Here is an 18068-nt window from a genome sequence, read left to right as displayed (position 1 = left end):
AATCGGGCCATCGGATCGGTCCAATTCGCGATATGCCAGGGGTTCACCGGAATATCCTGTCCTCCTGAACTTTCGCGAGCCGCCGCGAACCGGCGGTAGGTAGGTGTGGTGAGATCGGCAGGTCCTGCGCGACCACCCGCGGAGAGGGAACGTCATGTCGGATAGTCGCGGGCGGATAAGTTCCCGTTTGCCGACGAGTATCAACACGAACAAGGCGCACGAGGCTCGGTTCTACGATTACTGGCTCGGCGGGCGAGACAACTATCCGGTCGATCGCGCGCTCGGCGATCAGATCGCCACCCATGTCCCCGGCATTCGAACCATGGTGCGGCACAACCGCTCCTTCCTCGGCCGCGCGGTGCGCTATGCGATGACCGAACTGGGCATCACCCAGTTCCTCGATATCGGCACCGGCCTGCCGACCGCGCGCAACACCCACCAGGTGGCCCAGGACGTGAACCCGGCGGCGCGAATCGTCTACGTGGACAAGGATCCGCTAGTCCTCGCGCATGCGCGCGCCCTGATGGTCAGCACCGAGGAGGGCAAGACCGCGTTCATCCACGCCGATCTGCACGACCCCGAATCGATCCTGACCGATCCGGCGCTCACCGACACCCTCGACCTCACCCGCCCCGTCGCCATCACGTTGACGTTGATAATGATGTACTTCCGCGACTCGGACGATCCCTACGGCATTGTGGCGCGACTGCTCGACGCGGTGCCGTCCGGGAGCAGCCTGACGATCAGTCACCCCACCGCCGACTTCAATCCGGCGGCCGCGCAACGCGGCGTGCAGGCCTGCGAGCACGCCGGTATCACCATGGTCCCGCGCACCCGCGCCGAGACCGAAAGATTCTTCACCGGAATGGAACTCGTGGAACCAGGGGTGGTCACGCTGGAAGACTGGCACCCCGAACTCGCCGAGGAACCACTGTTCGAGGTCGAGTCGGGCACCGGACCGGCCTGGATCTGGGCCGGTGTCGGACGCAAGCCTTGAGCCGAAAGCCCTTCGGCCAGTTCGGATATCGAGCGGGCCGAAGGCATTCCGGGCGGCATGGCTCGGTCTGGCCCTGATCGGCGTCGCGATCATCGCGTTCGGTGTGATCGCCTCGGTGACACACCTATCCGGCGACGAGGGGCTGTGGCAGGCCGATGCCGTGGCCAGCATCGGAACCGGACTGTTCGGGCTGCTGATCACGATCTTCGCCTTCCGGCGCGGCGAACGATGGGCCTGGTGGACGCTGTGGTTCTATCCCGTGTTCTGGCTGGCCCATCTGATCGGTGAGCTGCCACCGGGCAAGGACCATGTCCACCAGATCCTGTTCATCGTCATCTCACTGGCCGCGTTGCTCGGCACCATCCCACACTTCTTCCGGCGGGTTACCGAATAACCGAGGCGCGGAACGTCATTCGACGACTCGGTCAGTCCTTGCCCATCGGCTCGGCGGACTTGCTGCCCTCGCCGTGTTCGGCACGCTGCGCCTTGATCTCGGCCTGCCACTTCTCGAAATCGGCCCGCATCACGGTGATCTGACCTTCGATGGCCTCCCTGGTCTCCGACCACCACTTCTGCGCGGCCTCCCGCAACTCCGCCGTGGTTTTCTCGAATTCGGTCTTTTCGCGGTCGAGGGTGGCCCCGAGCTCTTCGCGCCGAGTCTGCAATACGGCGCGATTCTTCTCCCGAGCCGTGGCGGACGACTCTTCGAACTGCTTCACCCTGGCCGCGAGATCCATCAGCGATTCCGACAACGGTTTCATATTCCTGGCCTCTCGAATCTCGTTATCTCGCACCGGAATTCGGTGCGACACGCATTAAGCGTGCCCTCCGAGTCCGTCCGGTCCAAGGGCAGAACGTCACCTGATGTCCTCACATCCGATGCCACGGCTCAGCCGGTGCTGCTTCGACCCCGGGCAATCGAACCTGGAATCCGTTGGCTCGGTTGCCAGGGGTCGAATCGAGACCGGCAGGTCGGTGGCTGGTCGCTCTACCAGCCACCGCCCCAGATTCAGAGCAGCCAGGGGTTGCCGGTGCATGCCAGGTCGGGATGGGCGACCGGGTCGAGTGCGTGCAGCGCGATCGATATGGCCCTGGGCGAGTAGAGCATCGAGTTGTGGTCGGAGGTGTCCTGCGGGCAACCGTCTTGCAGGACAACGTTATCGACGGTCGCGCCGGGTCCCGGCGTGAGGAATGTCTTGTCGAACGGGGTGGACACCTCGTCGTAGCGGTCGCCGACGATGGTGTAGTCGACACCCGGCATGGTGTCGCCGCCCTCGTTCAGCTCCAGGATCACCGGTGAGTCGTACACCTGCTGGATTCCGCCCGCACCCATGGCTTGGGTGAACGGCACATGCAGATCGATGATGCCGGGCGGGAGTTTGCTCTGGATGGCCAAGATGAGCGTGCCGAATCCGTCGAGTGAGGTGCCGTGATTGGTGCCACCGTAGGTGATGACGTGTTTGACCTTGTTGTGGGCCGGATCGTCAGGGTTCGCGCCGCCATTGAACTTCAAATACCGGCGTGCCTCCAGGGCGCCCTGGGAGTGCGCGATCATATCGACCTGATCGGCGCCGGTCGCGGCGAGCACACGGTCGACGAAGGCGGCCAGTTGTCCGGTCGACTCCGGGATGTCACCGGTGGCGCCGGGCAGTAGTGCGTCGAGGCCGGGGCCGGGGACATTGGGGCGACCGAAATTGAAGGTGAATACGCAGTAGCCCGCCCGCGCCAGTTGTGGGGACATGGCGGCGTAGGCGCCGTAGGCGTTCGCCCAAGTTCCGTGCACGAGCACGACCGGGCGCGGATGGGCGCCGTCGGGTTTACATCCCCAGTTGTTGGCGCCCTGCGGCGCGACGTCGGGGTTGAAGAACCCGTAGGCGAAGGCGGCCGCTTCGTCCGGCAGTTCCGGGCCGTATCCGATGGTGTCGGCGGAATGCGAGCCCGCGTATCCCGGTGCGACCCGGGGCGGATTCGGGATCGGCTCGGCCGATGCCACCGCGGTGCTCGCGCCGAACGTCGCGGACGCGGCCAACACGGCGCAGATGATTCGGTTGATCGACTGCGCCGCAACCGATTTCGCGCCCCGGCTCATCGCAGCACTCCGATCCCGTAGCCGGGGACATTGATCCCCGGCACATCGGCGCCCAACGCGATCGCCTGGTTGAGCACGTTGTGGTACTGCTTCACCGAGGCGATGCCACCGTCGCGGAAGCAGATCTCACCGACGAATTCGGCGCGATAGCCGCGGCCGCTCTCCCGCGCCGTCAACCGGCCGCCGACCTCGGCGAGCCAGGCGTGGTCGGACGCGAACGGCCGGACCGCGATGCTCGTCACCAGCCCGACACTCCACAGCTCGGCCGTCCACGTCATCACGATGTCGCGCAGTTCGTCGCGTCCGACGGCGCGCGCGGGCAAACCGGGCAGCTGCCACGGCACGTGCAGCACCACATCGTCGGTGACCATATTCAGCACCGGCTCGAAGTCCTGGGCGAACATCAGCTCGTAAAACCGTTCGACCGTTGCGCTTTCGTGTGTCGCGTCGATGGTCGCGCGTCGCCGATCACGTCCGGGTCCCCAGCGCCGCGGGAAGGTGGTCATGCTCGTCATCACGTAACTCCCTTCGGACAATCCGGCCGAGTTGGTCGGTCGATCAATAGTCCTGGGCAAATTGATGGCAAACGAGTGGCGGGCTTGCCGCCTTTCGATAAGATCGCGACATGCGAGTAGTCGCGATCACCATTCCCGACGGTGTGAACGCCTTCGATGCGGTCTCCGGCGGTCAGATCTTCGCGGCAGCCCGGCTCCCGGACGGCACTCCCTGCTATGACGTGCGGTTTTGCGGTGCGACGACCACCGCGCTGGCATCTGGGCAGCAATTGTTTTCACTGCGGCCGAGCTGGCCATTCGCCGCCGTCGACGAGGCGGACACCGTGATCGTCCCCGCCGCCGCCAGCATCTTCGATCCACCCGCCCGGCCGCTGGCCGGAGCCATCGAGCGGGCCGTGGGCCGCGGCGCCCGGGTCGCATCGATCTGCACCGGCGCCTTCGCGCTGGCCGCCCTGGGCCTGCTCGACGGACTCCGCGCGACAACTCATTGGCAGTACTGCGATGAGCTTGCGCGACGGTATCCGCTCATCGAGGTCGACCCCGCGGTACTTTTCGTCGACAACAACACGATCCTCACCTCGGCGGGCGCGTCAGCTGGCATGGATATGTGCCTGCACATGGTCCGATGTGATTACGGATCGGCTGTCGCGACCGACACCGCGCGCCGCATCGTGATGCCGCCGCAACGCGCGGGCGGCCAGGCCCAGTTCATCAACCGCCACGTGCCGCCGCAGGGCGCGACGGCATTGCAGCCCGTGCTGACCTGGATCGAGGAACACCTCGAAAACCCGCTCACGCTGGCCGATATCGCGAACCACGCCGGGCTCAGCATTCGAACCCTGCAGCGCCGCTTCCGAACTCAGCTCGGCACGACAGCGCTGCAATGGTTGTTGAGCGCCCGCATCCACCGTGCGCAACAGCTGCTGGAGACCACCGACCTGCCGATCGAGCGCATCGCCGACGAATCGGGTTTCGGCTCGGTGGTGACGTTGCGGCACCACTTCACCCGCACCGTCGGCACGGCGCCGCGGAATTACCGAAGGACCTTCGGCGCTCCTTCGGCGGTGTAGCGCAGGTATTTGTCAGAACGGTCCGATCGTGGGAGCGGGATCTCCGGTGTGCAGCCGTCGGACGAAGCCGAGGATTCCGGCGCGGCCCGAGGCCCAGGACATGGTGGGGGACTGGTCGGTTGGGCGACGGGGGATGTCGTCGGGGTTGTCGGTTATGCCACGGAGGAGGAGTTGGGTCATCGCGGAGTGAGCCGCCTCGGTGAAGCGGGCCTCGGCGGTGGTTTCGGCGAGGCGCAGCACGAAGTCGCCGACGCCCGCGATACCGCAGCAGGCGGTGGGGTGGGATAGGTAGGGGATCCACTCCGCGCACCGGTCGCCCGCGGCGACGGCGAGATCCAATGCTTCTGCGTCGGAGCAGCTTTCGGATATGTCCAGGAGGGCATTGCCGATTCCGGCGAGTCCGCGGCACCATGAGACGCACAGGGGGACCGCGGTTGTCCGGCCCGAACGTTCGATCAGCTCGCGAGTCTGCCGGTACAGCACCGGGATTCGGGCATCGATCCCGGAAAGCTCCGGTTCGATGACGCCGGCGCGGATCATGTGCAGCAGTGCGGTGATGATTCCGGCCTGTCCGTGTCCGAGCCCGGCGGTGGTATCCAGTCCGGCGGCGACGGGCAGATCCTCAGCGGGATAACGTGATTCGGCATCGGAGTGTTCGGACAGCGCTCGCGCGCATTCGCGGGCCACCGCGAGATGGCGGTCCCGCTCGTCCGGAACGGCCTCGGCGAGCAGACAGTGTCCGAGTCCGACACCGGCCGCGCCGACGATGATATCGTCCCCGTAGGGTTGCCAATCGGCCGCTGGCCACGCCAAATCGGTTGGCAGTGTTGGTATTTCGATCCCTTCGGCGCGGACGCGGCGGAGCATGATCTCGATGCCGGTCGAACCGACGAACAAGCCGGGTTGGCTGCGCACCCAGCTCGCCGTCCCGGCGGTGAATTGGGCCAGACGGCCAACGGCTTCGGCGACATCGGGTCGGTGCATATGATGGCGCAGTTCGAGGGCGACGCCCGCCGCGCCCCGGTATACGTTGACCTCGGGCCACTCGCCCGCCGAATCGAGCATCGTGTCGACCTCGGTGAGGATATCGTCGACGAGACGATCGGCGAGCTCGGCCGGCTCCATTCGTGCGATGCGGTCCGGAGTGCGGAATCCGTTGAACTGCTGCGGCTTTCCGGAACTCAGGATTCGTAGCGCCGCGGTTCGGCGATCGATGTCCGCATCGAGCAGACCGGCGACGCAGCGTATCGAGGGCGGCGGCTGGTCGCCGTAGATCCGCCGGATGGTCTGCAGTGCGCGCATGCGTGGCGCGTCGGGGTCTGGTCCGCCCATGACCGGAACCGCGCCGGTCGCGGCGAACAGCAGCGTCATGCCGAGGGCGTACATATCGTCGGCGGGCGTGGCAGGCGCACCGGCCAACTGCCCCTGCGGCGAATATCCGGGAGTGCCGCCGGTGAAATGGATATCGTCGTGACCGCTCAGCCCGAAATCGATGAAGGTCGGCTCACCGGTGGCCTCGCGGATGACGACGTTCTTCGGCGACAGATCGGTGACAGTTATTCCGCGGTCGTGGATTTCGAGCAGGATTCGCGCCAAGCGTTCCGCCAACCGGTCGAGCGTTCGCTCTCCCCGATCCGCGCCGGGCCCGGCCGGTCTATACCGTCCATTGCGCGGGACGTCGTCGGCCAGATCGTGCTCACCGTCGCAGCTGGTGACCAGATATTCGTCGGATCCGTGCCGGAAATGATCGAAAAACCTTGGCACACCGTCGATTCCGTCGAGACGCTGGAGGACGAGCCGTTCGTTGCGCAGCCGCAGGCAGGCGTCCTCGCCGGAAGGGGCTTCGGCGGTGTAGGCGCGGGCCTGCTTGACGATGACCTGTTCTCCGGTGCGGATATCCTCCGCGCGATAGACATTGCCCTGTCCGGATTGTTTGAGACCGTCCGTCGGGCGATAGTGGTCGCCGAGGATTTCGACCGGACGATCGTCGCTCGCACCGAACGGATCCTCGGCCCACGGCGGTTGCTGATATGTCTGTTTGGCCAGCCCGTCGAAGATTTCGCCGTTCGGCCCGGTCATTCGCGTATTCAGACTGCCATCGGATTCCGCGACCAATTGCCGCATGAATGGGCCATAGCGATAGTAGACCGGCGCGTCCGGGCTGACACGTCGATCGGAGAGGATCCGCGGACCGGATTCGCCCCGGAGTAGTTCCGCCAGCTCTTTACCGAGGCTCTGGACCAGTGCGGGGTCCGGATATACGGTGAAGGCTTTGCCGATCGATCCCGAGGCGTCTCTGCCCTCGTTCAACGACATCAATATCTTCGCTGATCGCGCCAATTTGAAATTGCAACCGGCCGTCAGCAGCACCGGGACCACTATTCGCGCGATCCGCTCGAACTGTGTGCTGCGAGCCGAAATATGTAGTTTCCAACCGTGTTCGGGCAACGCCTCGTCCGGGTTGTCCACGTATAGCCAAACCGGCGATCGACGCAGGCGGCGGCCGTACCCGGCCGCCGCCCACGCCACGGCCCGCTCGATTTCGGTGTGCTCGGCATCCTTCATGCGAACACTGCTCCTTCAGAATTACCGTGCACAGGACCGATCATCGATTATCGGGCTGTATCAATCAATTGAATTCGAAATGGCCGGTGCCGATGCAATCTTCCGATACCGGAAAGTCGCCACAAATCATGGTCTTCGGACAGGCGTCCGGGTGCAGCTGATCGGCCTTGCCGAAGGTGATATCGGGCTCGACCGTGGTCGAGCCCGCATCGCGGGGGGGCCAGTTCAAGCAGGGTTTTCATAATCGAATCTCTTTCACTCATTGGTCGGTGCGATGCAGCTGTGAGCACATTGCTGCGTGTAATTATCACAACCGCAGCTGGTCAGGCATGCGTTTACCTCATGCAACTGCAGTGTGTCGGGGAATTCAATATTCGCTTCGACCGTATCCGATCCCGCGTCGCGCGGGGCCAGTTCAAGCAAGGTTGTCATTTCAAGGCGCTTTCACTCGGTGGGCGGCGCAATGCGGCTGCGGTAGCAGTGTGCCGCTTCATACCCAGAATTCGGTGGCCAGACAGCCGGCGGAGTCGAACCTGCAATGCGCGGTGGCGGCGCACGCATTCACGTCGTGCAACTCGGGTGTACCGGGAAATTCGACATCCGTTTCGACGGTCTCCGAGCCCGCAAAGCGAGGGGACAATTCCAGCAGTGCTTCCATTTAAATACCTTCATTCGTGAAACACGGTAAATAAAGACCCATGGCAGCGCACGGCACAAACCGTTACGGTTGCCAAGGGGTGTGGAATGACTGGTGGTCCCGGACGACTCGCCAGCCTCGACCGACGGTCCCGGATCGACTCGTCTGCCCAAGTGGTCCTCCAATGATATGACGTCCTACGAAAGCGTGTCAACGGCAAGGTTTTTCGTGGCCAGCGCGATTCGGTGTCACCCGCGAGCCGGTCGGATCAGGTGAAAAGCCCTATCGCCGTGGTGCTTTCGCAGAGACGACCCGAGAGTCCGGGCCCGAGCTGTACTTCCGCGCCAACTCGCGCAGCCGGGAGAGCAGTTCCGGTGTAGCCGAAAGGCTTTCCGGCTTCATCAGCACGCTGCGGAGGATGCGGACATCCGGGCGATCGGGTGTCACGTCGGTATCGCGGAGCGCGAAATCGTTTGCCCGCACGCGCAGCAACGCCACATAGACCGGATCGGTGTCGGTCATGCCCGCTGTCATGAGAGTGGCGGACGCGGCGTCCAGCGCGGTCAGGGTGCGCGGCTGGGCGGGGTGGTAGGTGACGATATCGAGGTCCGGCTCCTGATACAGCCGCAATACCGGATCGTGGCGCAATTCCGCCGCCCAGCGCAACGCGGCCTGCCGACCGGGGGCCAGTACCGCGCCCAGGCCGTCGGGGGTGAGTGGGAAGACCCGCAAAGTCAGCCACAGTGCCGCGGCGGCCGCGCCGGATCGCGAACACTCGAGGCTCAGCTCGCCGGGATGCAGCTCGCCGGAGGTGAAATAGGTGTAAGGGGAGTCGTGCAGGAAGAAGCGACCAACCTCGGGGTCGCGATAAAGCACGGCCCCGCAGCCATAAGGTTGCAGCCCGTGTTTGTGCGGGTCGACGACGACCGAGTCGCAATCTGCGATCGCCCGCCACGGAGCCGGATCGAGAGTCGAGGTATCGCTTTCCGCGATCGTCTTGTGGAATCCCCCGTAGGCGGCATCGACATGAACCCGGACCCCGTGACGACGGGCGAGGGGGAGAATCTCGTGTACCGGGTCGACCGCACCCAATGCGGTGGTGCCGACGGTCACGACCACCGTGCCGACCCGTCCGGTGCGCAACGTCTGCTCGAGCGCCGCGAGATCCAGGCGGCCGCGTTCGTCGACCGCGACGGGGTGAGCCGGAATATTCAGGACGTGACACATTCTGGCATGGGTGTAATGGGCGTCGGCGCTGAACGCGACACCCGCTCCCGGATGGCTTTCGCGGGCGACATAGAGCGCTTGCAGGTTTCCGAGAGTGCCACTGGATGTCAAGTGGCCGAAGGGAATCGGCAACCCGAACATGGCGGCCAGCTGTTCGATGACCTCTCGCTCCAAGGCGGCGGTCGCCGGACCGCCGTCCAGCGCATGGTTATTGGGATTGGCCAGCATCGCGGTCAGATAGCCGAGTGCCGCGACCGGATGCGGCGGCTTGAGCATCTGTCCGACGTAGCGCGGATGGAAGAACGGGTAGGTGTCTCGCAGCCGCCCGGCGAGTTCGGCGAAGGCGTCGCCGAGCCGTTCCTCGTCCACCGCACATGCCGGATGGGCGGCGAAATCCGGCCAGCGGCCGGTCCATTCCCGGTGGGCGGCCACCGACCGTGGCAGCCAGGTCGCGAAATCCATTCGATGCCTTACCGTTTCGAGCCAGCTGCGGCGTTGATCAGCGCGGCGCGGGTCCGGCCGCATTCGGCGACGTGATCGAGGGTGTCCTCGACGTGCCGGATGCTGGTCCGCGGATTGATCGTGCACATGCGCAACACGGTCTCGCCGCGCACAGCGGTGGTGGTGATCATGGCGAACCCGGCCTTCAGCACCGTGTCGGCCAGCTCGGCCTGGAAGGAATCGAGGTCATGGCCGGGTGCCACGCCCGGCGGACGGTATCGGAAGGTGACCACACCCAGCCCCGGTTCGCTGGCCGGTTCGAGCTCGGGATGGCTGGCGATGACGGTGGCCGCGTGTTCGGCGAGCGCGATCCCTTGATCGATGGCGTCGCGGAAAGCGTTGGCGCCGAAGGTTTTCAACGACAACCACAGTTTGAGCGCGCGCAGTCCGCGGGTTTGCTGCGGGCCGTAGTCGGACAGATTGGGTTCTCGCCCATCGGATTCGGCGACCGCGAGGTAGCCGGTGTCGAGAAAATGCCGGGCCATCGCGAAGGTTTCCTTCAACCGCTCCGGTCGGCGCAGCAGGACACAGCCGAGTTCGTAGGGCTGGAAGAGCCATTTGTGCGGATCGAGGGTCAGCGAATCGACACGATTCAGACCCGCGGTCATCCGGCGGCCGCGGTCGGTGGCCGCGGCCGCCGCCCCGAACGCGCCGTCGGCGTGCAGCCACAATCCATATCGTCCACAGATGTCGGCGAGGTCATCGAGCGGATCCACCGCGCCGGTGCTGGTGGTGCCGACCGTCGCGACGACCAGAAACGGGCGCAATCCAGCGTCGCGGTCCTGCCGAATCCGTTCGGCCAACCGAACCGGGTCCAGCCGGAGCCGGTCGTCGGGCGGCAGGACCACGAGCTGGTCACGTCCGATGCCGATGATGTGGAGCGCGCGGGCGATCGAGGGATGGGCCTGGGTCGAGCAGTAGGCCCGCGCCCCGGTGAGATCGCCGCCGAGCAGGCTGTCCCGTGCCACGGTCAATGCCGTGAGGTTGGCCATCGAGCCGCCGGAGACGAACAATCCGCCGAAACCCGCGTCGAGGCCGAGTAATTCGCGCAGCCAACGCAGCGTGACCAATTCCAGCTGGGTGGGCCCGGAGCCGACCAGCCATGCCCCTGGCACCGACAGAAACGCTGCCGCGAGCGCGTCCGCGAGCACCGCCGGATAGTTGCCCGAGGTCGGCACGAAGGCGAAACACCGCGGATGGTCGGAGTGCATACCCGATGGCAGTGTGTCGGCGGCCAGTCGCTCCAACAGCCCCACCAGATCCTGGCCGTGTTCGGGAATGGGCTCATCCCAATCACGTTCGAGGTCTCGGCGGGATCGGCGGACGAGCACCGGTCCGAGCTCACCTTCGTTCATGCGCTCGATGATCAGCTCGATTCCGCGGTGGCCCGCCGCACGCATCTGATCGTCCGGCAGGGTCAGCGGCAGGCTCGGCATCACGACCCCTCGACGTAAGCGGTTACGGCGGTTACCCAGTCGGCCGCGGCCGGGGTGAGTCGCGAGTGTGTCTGCAAGCTCGCTACGGCCTCAGCGACTTGGATCAGCACGAGCTCGTCTCCCAGCCGCACCTCCGTTCCGGATTCGGTCTGTGCCCACAGCAGTGCGTGTCCGGCCGAAAGGTCTGTCAGACAAAGGCTTTCGACGAGCACCGGGATATCGTCGATCAACCGGTAGGTTCCGGATTCCGGCAGTGCGCCCAGCCGCCGGTCCCGGTCGGCATGCACCACCAGTTGGCCGAGCGTCGGCACCGGCGCCGTGACGGTCTGGACCGGCAGCTCCGGCAGCAGACAGGCGAGCACGTGCAGACCGAGACACGGCAATAGGCCCGCGCGTTGTTCGACCGCCTGCACCAATGACACGACCGTCTGGAATCGGGGATTGATTTCGATGGCAAGCGGCCGATCTCGTTCCAACACCAGATCCAGACCGAAAACTCCGCGAAATCCGCGGCGGCGCAGCCGATCTCCTACTCGAGCCGCGGCCGCGCGGATGGCCTCGTAGCTGCCGTCGGGCAGATCGGCGGGTGCGATGAGCTGATTGCCGCAGTGCGCGCCCCAGACGGTGGTCAAACCGGGAATGCCGACCAGCTGATGTGACACCGCCGATACGATCGTCGCATTCCCGGCGACGCACGCGGTGACGGTCACCGAGGGACCGTCGACGTACCGGGCCACCCTCAATTCCCTTCCGGCCCAGTCATCCAGGCATCCCTGCAATTCCTGGGGATCGCGCACCAAGCGGGTGCCTCTGCCGATCAGATTGTTCTCCCGACGCTGCACCACCGCTGCCTGCCAGCCGTCGGGCCAGTATTGTCTCGCGGCGGCACGATCGTTCGACGGCACCCGCACGAATTCCGGTGTCTCGACATCGGCTTCGGCGAACAATGCCATCGCGTCGAGTTTGTCGGCCGCGATCGCCGACGCCGCCGGGTCGGGCGCCAATAAAGGCAAGTCCCTGGCCGCGGCCCAATCGCGGGCCGAGCGGCCGTGCTCGGGGGCGAATGCCACGCACACCCCGCGCCCGGCCACGGTACCGCTCCCATCGGCATTCGAAAACGGTGCGACCGCATACAGTTCGGGTCGGCACCCAGCGTCGAAGGCCGGGTGAGCGGATGCGGCCAAGAATGGGGAACGGTCCAACCAGTGAATCTCGTCGACCGCTGCCGCCAATAGGTCCATACCCTCGTTCAGGCCCAGTCCGTCGATAATCGCGAATTTCTGTGCTGGAAGGCCGGACTCGGCCGTGTCGCAGCCGGTCGCCTGGCTGATCGTCATAGCCCGCGACTCTATCCGAGTCATGCTCATAAGGCGGGGATGCCGCTCGGCCGGAAATTCGCTGAAAATTCACGTGTTTTGTGCCGAAGGCAAGGGAGATTTCTGGACCTCGTCGGCGGAATGGCCGTATCGATCCTGATTTCGAGTGCGGTGAATACGTGTTGCGACGGTGCGGTGCTGCTAACTTCATGAGCCATGATCAATTCACGATTGGTCGTGCTGACCACTTCCGCATTCTGTGCGCTGACCTGGGTGCCGCTCGCGGGGACCGCCAACGCAGCTGTTGTGCTCGCATGCGATGAGACCGGCACCGTCACCTGGGACGCTCCGGGAATCGGCGCCTCGCCGGCGAAAGTGCATTGGACCGACAAGATAAAGTTCGGCAATTGCACCGGCACGGCCGTCGATCAGAAGCAACCGACTCCGGTAAGCGAGACCGACGACGGTACCGAGACCGCCAGCTGCGGCGTGGAAACCACCGATAACACCAGCAAGGGGACGATCACCTGGTCCGACGGCTCCACCAGCGAGGTCAGCGCCGAAGGGCGGGCGAAGAACAAGGACGACGGCTCCCGCCCCGGCGTTTTCCCGACGCGCATCCGCACCGGAAACTACCAGGGCAAAACGGCCACCGACGTCAATGCGGTGACCCCCACCCCGGGCCAGAAATGCCCCGGCATGACCTCCGCGGCACTCGCCGGAACCTTCACGATCACCGACTGACCCCCCAGAACTGGGGATGGTGTTCTTGTCCTCTGCCGACGCGCGGCTTCATGATCTCTACCTCGGGTAGCTTTGTCCGGAAAGGAGCTTCCGTGCGTCGATCAGTTTCCCTGTTGGCCGGAATCCTGTTGGTAGCCAGTAGTTTTGCGGTATCCGGCGAGGCCGGGGCCGCGCCGGAACCGGAGCGATTGCATGCGACTCCGGGACAGCCGTTCGTCAACAGTAGTGGCCCGGTCAGGTTGTTCGGGCCCAATGTTCAGCCGATTTGGGATCCGAAGACGACGGATACCTGGTCGCAGGGGACCTATCACGAGATCCGCCGCAAGGGATTCACCGCGGTGCGAATGGTGTTGTTCTGGGACGATTTCGAGCCGCAGCAGGCTCAGTGGAACACAACCGCATTCGATACCCTGAAGAAGGCGGTGGGGTACGCGAAGGATGAGGGGCTGTACGTCGTACTGGACTGCATCCATCTTTACGGGGGCAATAACGACGGTAAGGGCCGATTCCCGGCGTGGACGATGAAGGGACCGAATAAGGATCTCCCGGCATTCGACCAAGCCGTGGCCGACGGTCTCGGCTTCCTGCAATACCTCGCGGGCGAATACGCCAATGAGACCGCGATAGCCGCGTACGACCCGATCAATGAGCCCTACCACGATCCGTCGGATCCGAACGGGCTGATGCGGGGTTACGCGAAGGTGGTCGACGCGATCCGGGCCAAGGACAAGAATGCGAGCATCATGCTCGAACCCTCCTATGGGGACGCCAAAGTGCCGAGCTCGGCGTTCACGCCGTTCAACAACAATCCGAACAACGCGCTCAACTTGATCTGGTCCATCCACGACTATTACCCGGGCGGGGCGGGTGAAGGCTACGGCGATGACGGATCCGCGACAACCCCCAACGCGTCACAGGGCAACGAAAACAACGGGCCCAACGATTTCACCGAATACAAGCCCGGACATACCGCCGATCTCGAAGCTCATCTGAATGTGCAACTCGATCTGACTCGATCCGTCGGACTGCCGCTGTGGATCGGCGAATTCGGCATCGCCTCCGCGAAGAAGGGGCATGACGCCTTCATCGATGATTACGTGGCCCTGTTCAAGAACAAGGGGCTGGGATTCGCCTGGTGGGAGTACAAGGACGGCGGCAGCTTCCGGATGATCAACCCGGACGACGACAGCTGGCTCGACTGGGTCGACCGGCTACTGCCGCGGTGAAGCCGATTACGAGTCGATATCTCGTAGTGCCGAGAGCGCACCACGTGACCCCGTCGGCAGCTGGTCGTCGATCAACTTGCGTGACTTGGCTTCTCGTCGTTCCAGCCAGTTCAGGACGGGGACCGTCATGGTGGTGGTGACGAGGGCGACCAGGACGAGGGCGGCGAAGAGTTCGGCGGAGACGATGCCGGCTTGCAGTCCGACATTGAGGGCGACGAGCTGCATGAGACCCCTGGCGTTCATCAGGGCGCCGATGCGCAGCGCGACCGAATTGGGTTCACCGCGCAGGCGGGCGGCGAGCCAGCAGCCGCCGAATTTGCCGACCACGGCCACCGCGACGGCGGCGATGCCGAATACCAGTACGGCCGGTTCGGTGAAGAGATCGAATCTGGTTTGCAGGCCCGAGTAGGTGAAGAACATGGGCAGGAAGATCACCCGTGTCACCGAATGTGTGCTGTGCACAACGTGTTCGGCGGCTTCGCCGCGCGGCATCGCCATGCCGACGCAGAATGCGCCGAACACCGCGTACAGACCGATCACATCGATGAACCACGCGCCCGCGAACAGCACGGCGACCGTCACCAACAGTCGTGACTCGTCGTTCCAGCCCGGCCGGGACAGGCACCAGCCGAGCACGCGGCGGATGACCAGCAGCAACACCGCGACGAAGAGCAGCCCGCCACCGATCGCGAGCATGATGGGCCGGGCCCGGCCCGCCGCGGCGCTCAGCACACCGGCGAGCATGATCCAGGCGACCACGTCATCGGTCGCGCCCGCGGCCAATGACAGCGAACCGTATCTGGTCCCCGAGATGCCGGTCTCGGTGATGATTCTGGCCAGCATGGGAAAGGCGGTGATGGCCAGCGCGACGGCGACGAACGCGACCGTCACCCCGAGCGGAATCCGATCCACGAAGATCGCGACCCGTCCTTTCGCGCCCAGCGCCAATGCCAGGCCGAGCACGAACGGAACGAGTACGCCCGCCGCCGAGATCGCGATCGCACTCGCGGCCAGTCCCCGCCCGGCATGTTTACGGAACTCGTATCCGGCGTGAAACATCAACGCCACCACGCCGATCTGCCCCGCGACGTACAGCACCGGACGTAGCTCACCGGGAAAGAGACGCTCCGACAGGCCGGGCGCGAGCAGCCCGAATACCGAGGGTCCGAGAAGTACCCCGGCGATCATCTCGCCGACCACCGCGGGCTGCCCGAACCGATTGAGGGCATACGATACGAGTCGGCAGAACAACAGGATCACCACGGCGGCGACGAAGAACACCGGCGCGAGTTCACCAACGTTCACGACACACCAACCTCTCGATCGGCGAAGTAGTTGCCGCACAACTGCTTCCGCCGCGCGTCCCAGACCATCCAGCTGCCGTACACCAGCTGAACCACGCTGCGCGGTAAGGATTCCCAGCGATCACACAACCGCATCAGCATCAATCGCGCTGTCGGCCTGCGTGTTCCGATGACGCGCGGGGTGAATACGCACGGCCCGCGATTGGGCAGCGATCGAGTGTGTTGTGCCGCGGAGTCCAACCGGTAGCGGCGCAGCACCTCTCGCGCGCACACCCGCATGGTGAGGGTGGCGAAGCCGCGCGCGGGGCAGGGCCGGTTGGCCGGGATGCCGAACGGAATATAGTGCGGCGGTTTGGATTCCGGCGCGATCCAGCGATCGGGATCGAACTCCGGGCGACCGGCGCCCTGCTGATAGCGCGGATAGTCGAACAGCAGCACCGTTCCCGGCGGTATGGCGGGGTGATCCGCGGTACTCGCTATCTCCGCGGTCGTTATCCGGTGCGCGATGCCGAAAAGTGGATAGTGCCAGAGCGTTTCGTCGATGACGCGGTCCAGGTACCCGTCGTCGTCCGGTGCGGCGGACAGGCGGTCCTGCACGGCGGGATGGGTGGCGATGGCCAGCAGCAGATGCGCCATCGCCTCGGACATCTGCACCACCGCCGTATTGAAGAAGGTGCCCTGCAGGTAATGCGCCTGCTCGTCCGGCGAGAGGGTGGCCGGGAGCGGTTCCGGCGGCCGCTCGGCGGCTATCCGCTTGCGCAGATAGGCCGTGAGCCGGGCCCGCCGGTCCATGTGGCGCAGCCGAGTGCATTTGAGCGCGCTGACCACATCGTCGGCATTGCCGGTGATGAGATCTCGGGTGCCGCCGGGACACGGCTGCCGGAAAACCAGTTCGTAGTACACCTCGGCCCAGATCGGCATCATCAGGTCCCGCAGCCGGACCGAGCGGATCCGGCCGGTGTCGTACTCATCCAGAACCTGGCGGGTGCAGCGGCCGACCAATTCGGCCCATTCCGGTTTGCCGAGCCGCGCCAGTATCCGCCGAGTGGTTCTGGCGACGTCGTCGTAGCGCGGGCCCGGCTCCAAATGTTCCTGATGGACTTCGGCGCCCGGCGCCAGCCAGTACCAGAAAAGGTCCGATAGTGCGGCACCCCTGCTGCGGCCGTTGGCGGCCGGATGTCCGTACAGTCGCTTGAATTCGGCGATCGGGAGGTCGGCGCTCGGCGTCGTCATACCGGTATCGCCGTTGATCGCGGCGAAGATCCGAACCCGAAGCGCGACAACGGCGGGCGGCAGCCAGTAGGGCAGGGCGACCACCACCGGCGCCGCGAGAAGCGCCCAGCGGGCGTTCATCGCGATACCTCACGGACCAGATCGGGCGTCAGGTCGCGCGGTATCGCGCCGCCGCACAGGGTCAACGCGTCGTCGAATTCCTCGCGCAGCAGTTCCAGTACTTGCCGCACACCGGTTTCGCCGCCGGCGGCCAGCCCCCACAGCACGGGACGGCCGATGCCGACCGCGGCCGCGCCGAGCGCCAGCGCCTTCGCCACATCGGTGCCGCGCCGCACCCCGCCATCGAGCAGCACCGGAATTCGTCCGCCGACGGCGGCCACCACCTCGGGTAGCAGCTCGATGGTCGATGGCACGGTATCCAGTTGCCGCCCACCGTGATTGGACAGCAGCAGGCCGTCGACACCGCGCCGCACGGCCTCGCGCACATCCTCCGGATGCAGCAGTCCCTTGAGCACGATCGGCAGCGAGGTGATCTGGCGCAGCCAGTCGATATGCGACCACGAGATCTCCGGCGACATGACGATCTGCCGGACCAGGCCGGGCTCACCGTCGCGCATATCGCGCAGATTCTCGCAGGCCAGCCCCGGCGGCAGATCGGTGAAACCGTTGCGCACATTGCGTTCGTTGGTGCCGCGCGCCGGCGAGTCCACGGTGACGACGAGCGCCGCGCACCCCGCGGCCGTGGCCCGCCGCACGAGGATTTCGGTGAGTTCCAGATCCGGTTGGATATACAGCTGGAACCACAGCGTCGCGGGGTCGCCCGCGACGGCCCTTGCCGCGGCGGCCACCTGGTCCACCGCCACCGTCGCCGCCATCGCGACGATCATGATCGTATCCGCCGCCGCGGCGGCCCGAGCCGTCGCCAACTCCCCATCCGGATGGACGAGTTTATGAAATGCGGTGGGCGACACCAGAATCGGCATACTCGATCGGCTGCCGAGCAGGGTGGTGTGCAGCTCACGCTTGCTCGCGCCGCGCAGCATTCGCGGCAGCAGCCGCAGCCGGGTGAAGGCCGCCTCGTTCTCGCGCAGGGTGAGTTCGTCTCGGGCTCCGCCCGCGATGTAATCGACGTAGACCGGGTCGAGCACGGCTCGCGCCGCGTATTCGATTTCGCGCAGGTTCAACGGATTCGGCAGGTCGATCATCGC

General features: G+C 65.3%; 16 protein-coding genes. 5 read left to right on the top strand and 11 right to left on the bottom strand.

Going from position 1 to position 18068, the window contains the following annotated elements:
• Positions 1 to 154 precede the first annotated feature (154 nt).
• Both LGY53_RS20930 and LGY53_RS20925 read left to right on the top strand, forming a co-directional pair.
• Positions 155 to 997 (top strand): SAM-dependent methyltransferase, encoded by an 843-nt coding sequence (locus LGY53_RS20930; RefSeq protein WP_225728382.1) that lies wholly within the window; start codon positions 155 to 157, stop codon positions 995 to 997.
• Positions 978 to 1391 carry a hypothetical protein gene (locus LGY53_RS20925; protein ID WP_225728381.1) on the top strand — a complete coding sequence of 138 codons (414 nt, stop codon included), beginning with the start codon at positions 978 to 980 and terminating at the stop codon, positions 1389 to 1391. The genes LGY53_RS20930 and LGY53_RS20925 overlap by 20 nt, the downstream gene beginning before the upstream one ends.
• A 31-nt stretch (positions 1392 to 1422) precedes the next feature.
• Here the strand turns inward: LGY53_RS20925 and LGY53_RS20920 are convergent, their stop codons facing one another.
• The 3 genes from LGY53_RS20920 to LGY53_RS20910 form a co-directional block, all read right to left on the bottom strand.
• Positions 1423 to 1758, bottom strand: a complete 336-nt coding sequence (locus LGY53_RS20920; RefSeq protein WP_225728380.1) for a hypothetical protein — start codon at positions 1756 to 1758, stop codon at positions 1423 to 1425.
• A 248-nt stretch (positions 1759 to 2006) separates the two neighbouring features.
• Positions 2007 to 3086, bottom strand: a complete 1080-nt coding sequence (locus tag LGY53_RS20915; protein WP_225728379.1) for a triacylglycerol lipase — start codon at positions 3084 to 3086, stop codon at positions 2007 to 2009.
• On the bottom strand, positions 3083 to 3601 hold the full coding sequence (locus LGY53_RS20910; RefSeq protein WP_225728378.1) for a nuclear transport factor 2 family protein: 519 nt from the start codon (positions 3599 to 3601) through the stop codon (positions 3083 to 3085). Before LGY53_RS20910 ends, LGY53_RS20915 begins: the two co-directional genes overlap by 4 nt.
• Before the next feature lie 110 nt (positions 3602 to 3711).
• Between LGY53_RS20910 and LGY53_RS20905 the strand changes: the two genes are divergently transcribed.
• Complete coding sequence (locus LGY53_RS20905; protein WP_225728377.1) at positions 3712 to 4671, top strand: GlxA family transcriptional regulator; 960 nt, start codon at positions 3712 to 3714, stop codon at positions 4669 to 4671.
• A gap of 12 nt (positions 4672 to 4683) precedes the next feature.
• Here LGY53_RS20905 and LGY53_RS20900 read toward each other — a convergent pair whose 3' ends face one another.
• The 5 genes from LGY53_RS20900 to LGY53_RS20880 form a co-directional block, all read right to left on the bottom strand.
• Positions 4684 to 7236, bottom strand: coding sequence for a lanthionine synthetase LanC family protein (locus tag LGY53_RS20900; protein WP_225728376.1), 2553 nt, complete (start codon positions 7234 to 7236; stop codon positions 4684 to 4686).
• A 490-nt stretch (positions 7237 to 7726) separates the two neighbouring features.
• Positions 7727 to 7894, bottom strand: coding sequence for a hypothetical protein (locus tag LGY53_RS20895; protein ID WP_225728375.1), 168 nt, complete (start codon positions 7892 to 7894; stop codon positions 7727 to 7729).
• A gap of 261 nt (positions 7895 to 8155) precedes the next feature.
• On the bottom strand, positions 8156 to 9562 hold the full coding sequence (locus tag LGY53_RS20890) for an aminotransferase class V-fold PLP-dependent enzyme (RefSeq protein WP_225728374.1): 1407 nt from the start codon (positions 9560 to 9562) through the stop codon (positions 8156 to 8158).
• Positions 9563 to 9570: 8 nt separating this feature from the next.
• Positions 9571 to 11037 (bottom strand): pyridoxal-dependent decarboxylase, encoded by a 1467-nt coding sequence (locus LGY53_RS20885; protein ID WP_225728373.1) that lies wholly within the window; start codon positions 11035 to 11037, stop codon positions 9571 to 9573.
• Positions 11037 to 12374: an ATP-grasp domain-containing protein gene (locus LGY53_RS20880; RefSeq protein ID WP_225728372.1), complete on the bottom strand. Its 1338-nt coding sequence runs from the start codon at positions 12372 to 12374 to the stop codon at positions 11037 to 11039. The genes LGY53_RS20885 and LGY53_RS20880 overlap by 1 nt, the downstream gene beginning before the upstream one ends.
• Before the next feature lie 210 nt (positions 12375 to 12584).
• On the opposite strand from LGY53_RS20880, the gene LGY53_RS20875 reads away from it, so the two are divergent.
• The gene (locus tag LGY53_RS20875) at positions 12585 to 13097 is read left to right on the top strand and encodes a hypothetical protein (protein WP_225728371.1); all 513 of its coding nucleotides are present in this window, start codon (positions 12585 to 12587) and stop codon (positions 13095 to 13097) included.
• A 92-nt stretch (positions 13098 to 13189) separates the two neighbouring features.
• Positions 13190 to 14323, top strand: a complete 1134-nt coding sequence (locus tag LGY53_RS20870) for a glycoside hydrolase family 5 protein (RefSeq protein WP_225728370.1) — start codon at positions 13190 to 13192, stop codon at positions 14321 to 14323.
• A 6-nt stretch (positions 14324 to 14329) separates the two neighbouring features.
• On the opposite strand, the gene LGY53_RS20865 is transcribed toward LGY53_RS20870, so the two are convergent.
• The 3 genes from LGY53_RS20865 to LGY53_RS20855 are packed head-to-tail and all read right to left on the bottom strand — an operon-like array spanning position 14330 to position 18065.
• Positions 14330 to 15628: a cation:proton antiporter gene (locus LGY53_RS20865; protein WP_225728369.1), complete on the bottom strand. Its 1299-nt coding sequence runs from the start codon at positions 15626 to 15628 to the stop codon at positions 14330 to 14332.
• Positions 15625 to 16980: a cytochrome P450 gene (locus LGY53_RS20860; RefSeq protein ID WP_225728368.1), complete on the bottom strand. Its 1356-nt coding sequence runs from the start codon at positions 16978 to 16980 to the stop codon at positions 15625 to 15627. Before LGY53_RS20860 ends, LGY53_RS20865 begins: the two co-directional genes overlap by 4 nt.
• Complete coding sequence (locus LGY53_RS20855) at positions 16977 to 18065, bottom strand: alpha-hydroxy acid oxidase (RefSeq protein ID WP_225728367.1); 1089 nt, start codon at positions 18063 to 18065, stop codon at positions 16977 to 16979. The genes LGY53_RS20860 and LGY53_RS20855 overlap by 4 nt, the downstream gene beginning before the upstream one ends.
• Between the last annotated feature and the right edge of the window lie 3 nt (positions 18066 to 18068).

Origin of the sequence: Nocardia sp. JCM 34519.1 (assembly GCF_020361265.1) — a bacterium.
Taxonomy (GTDB): Bacteria; Actinomycetota; Actinomycetes; order Mycobacteriales; family Mycobacteriaceae; genus Nocardia; species Nocardia arthritidis_A.
Note: the sequence above shows the minus strand (reverse complement) of the source record. Positions and strands in the feature narration are given on the sequence as shown.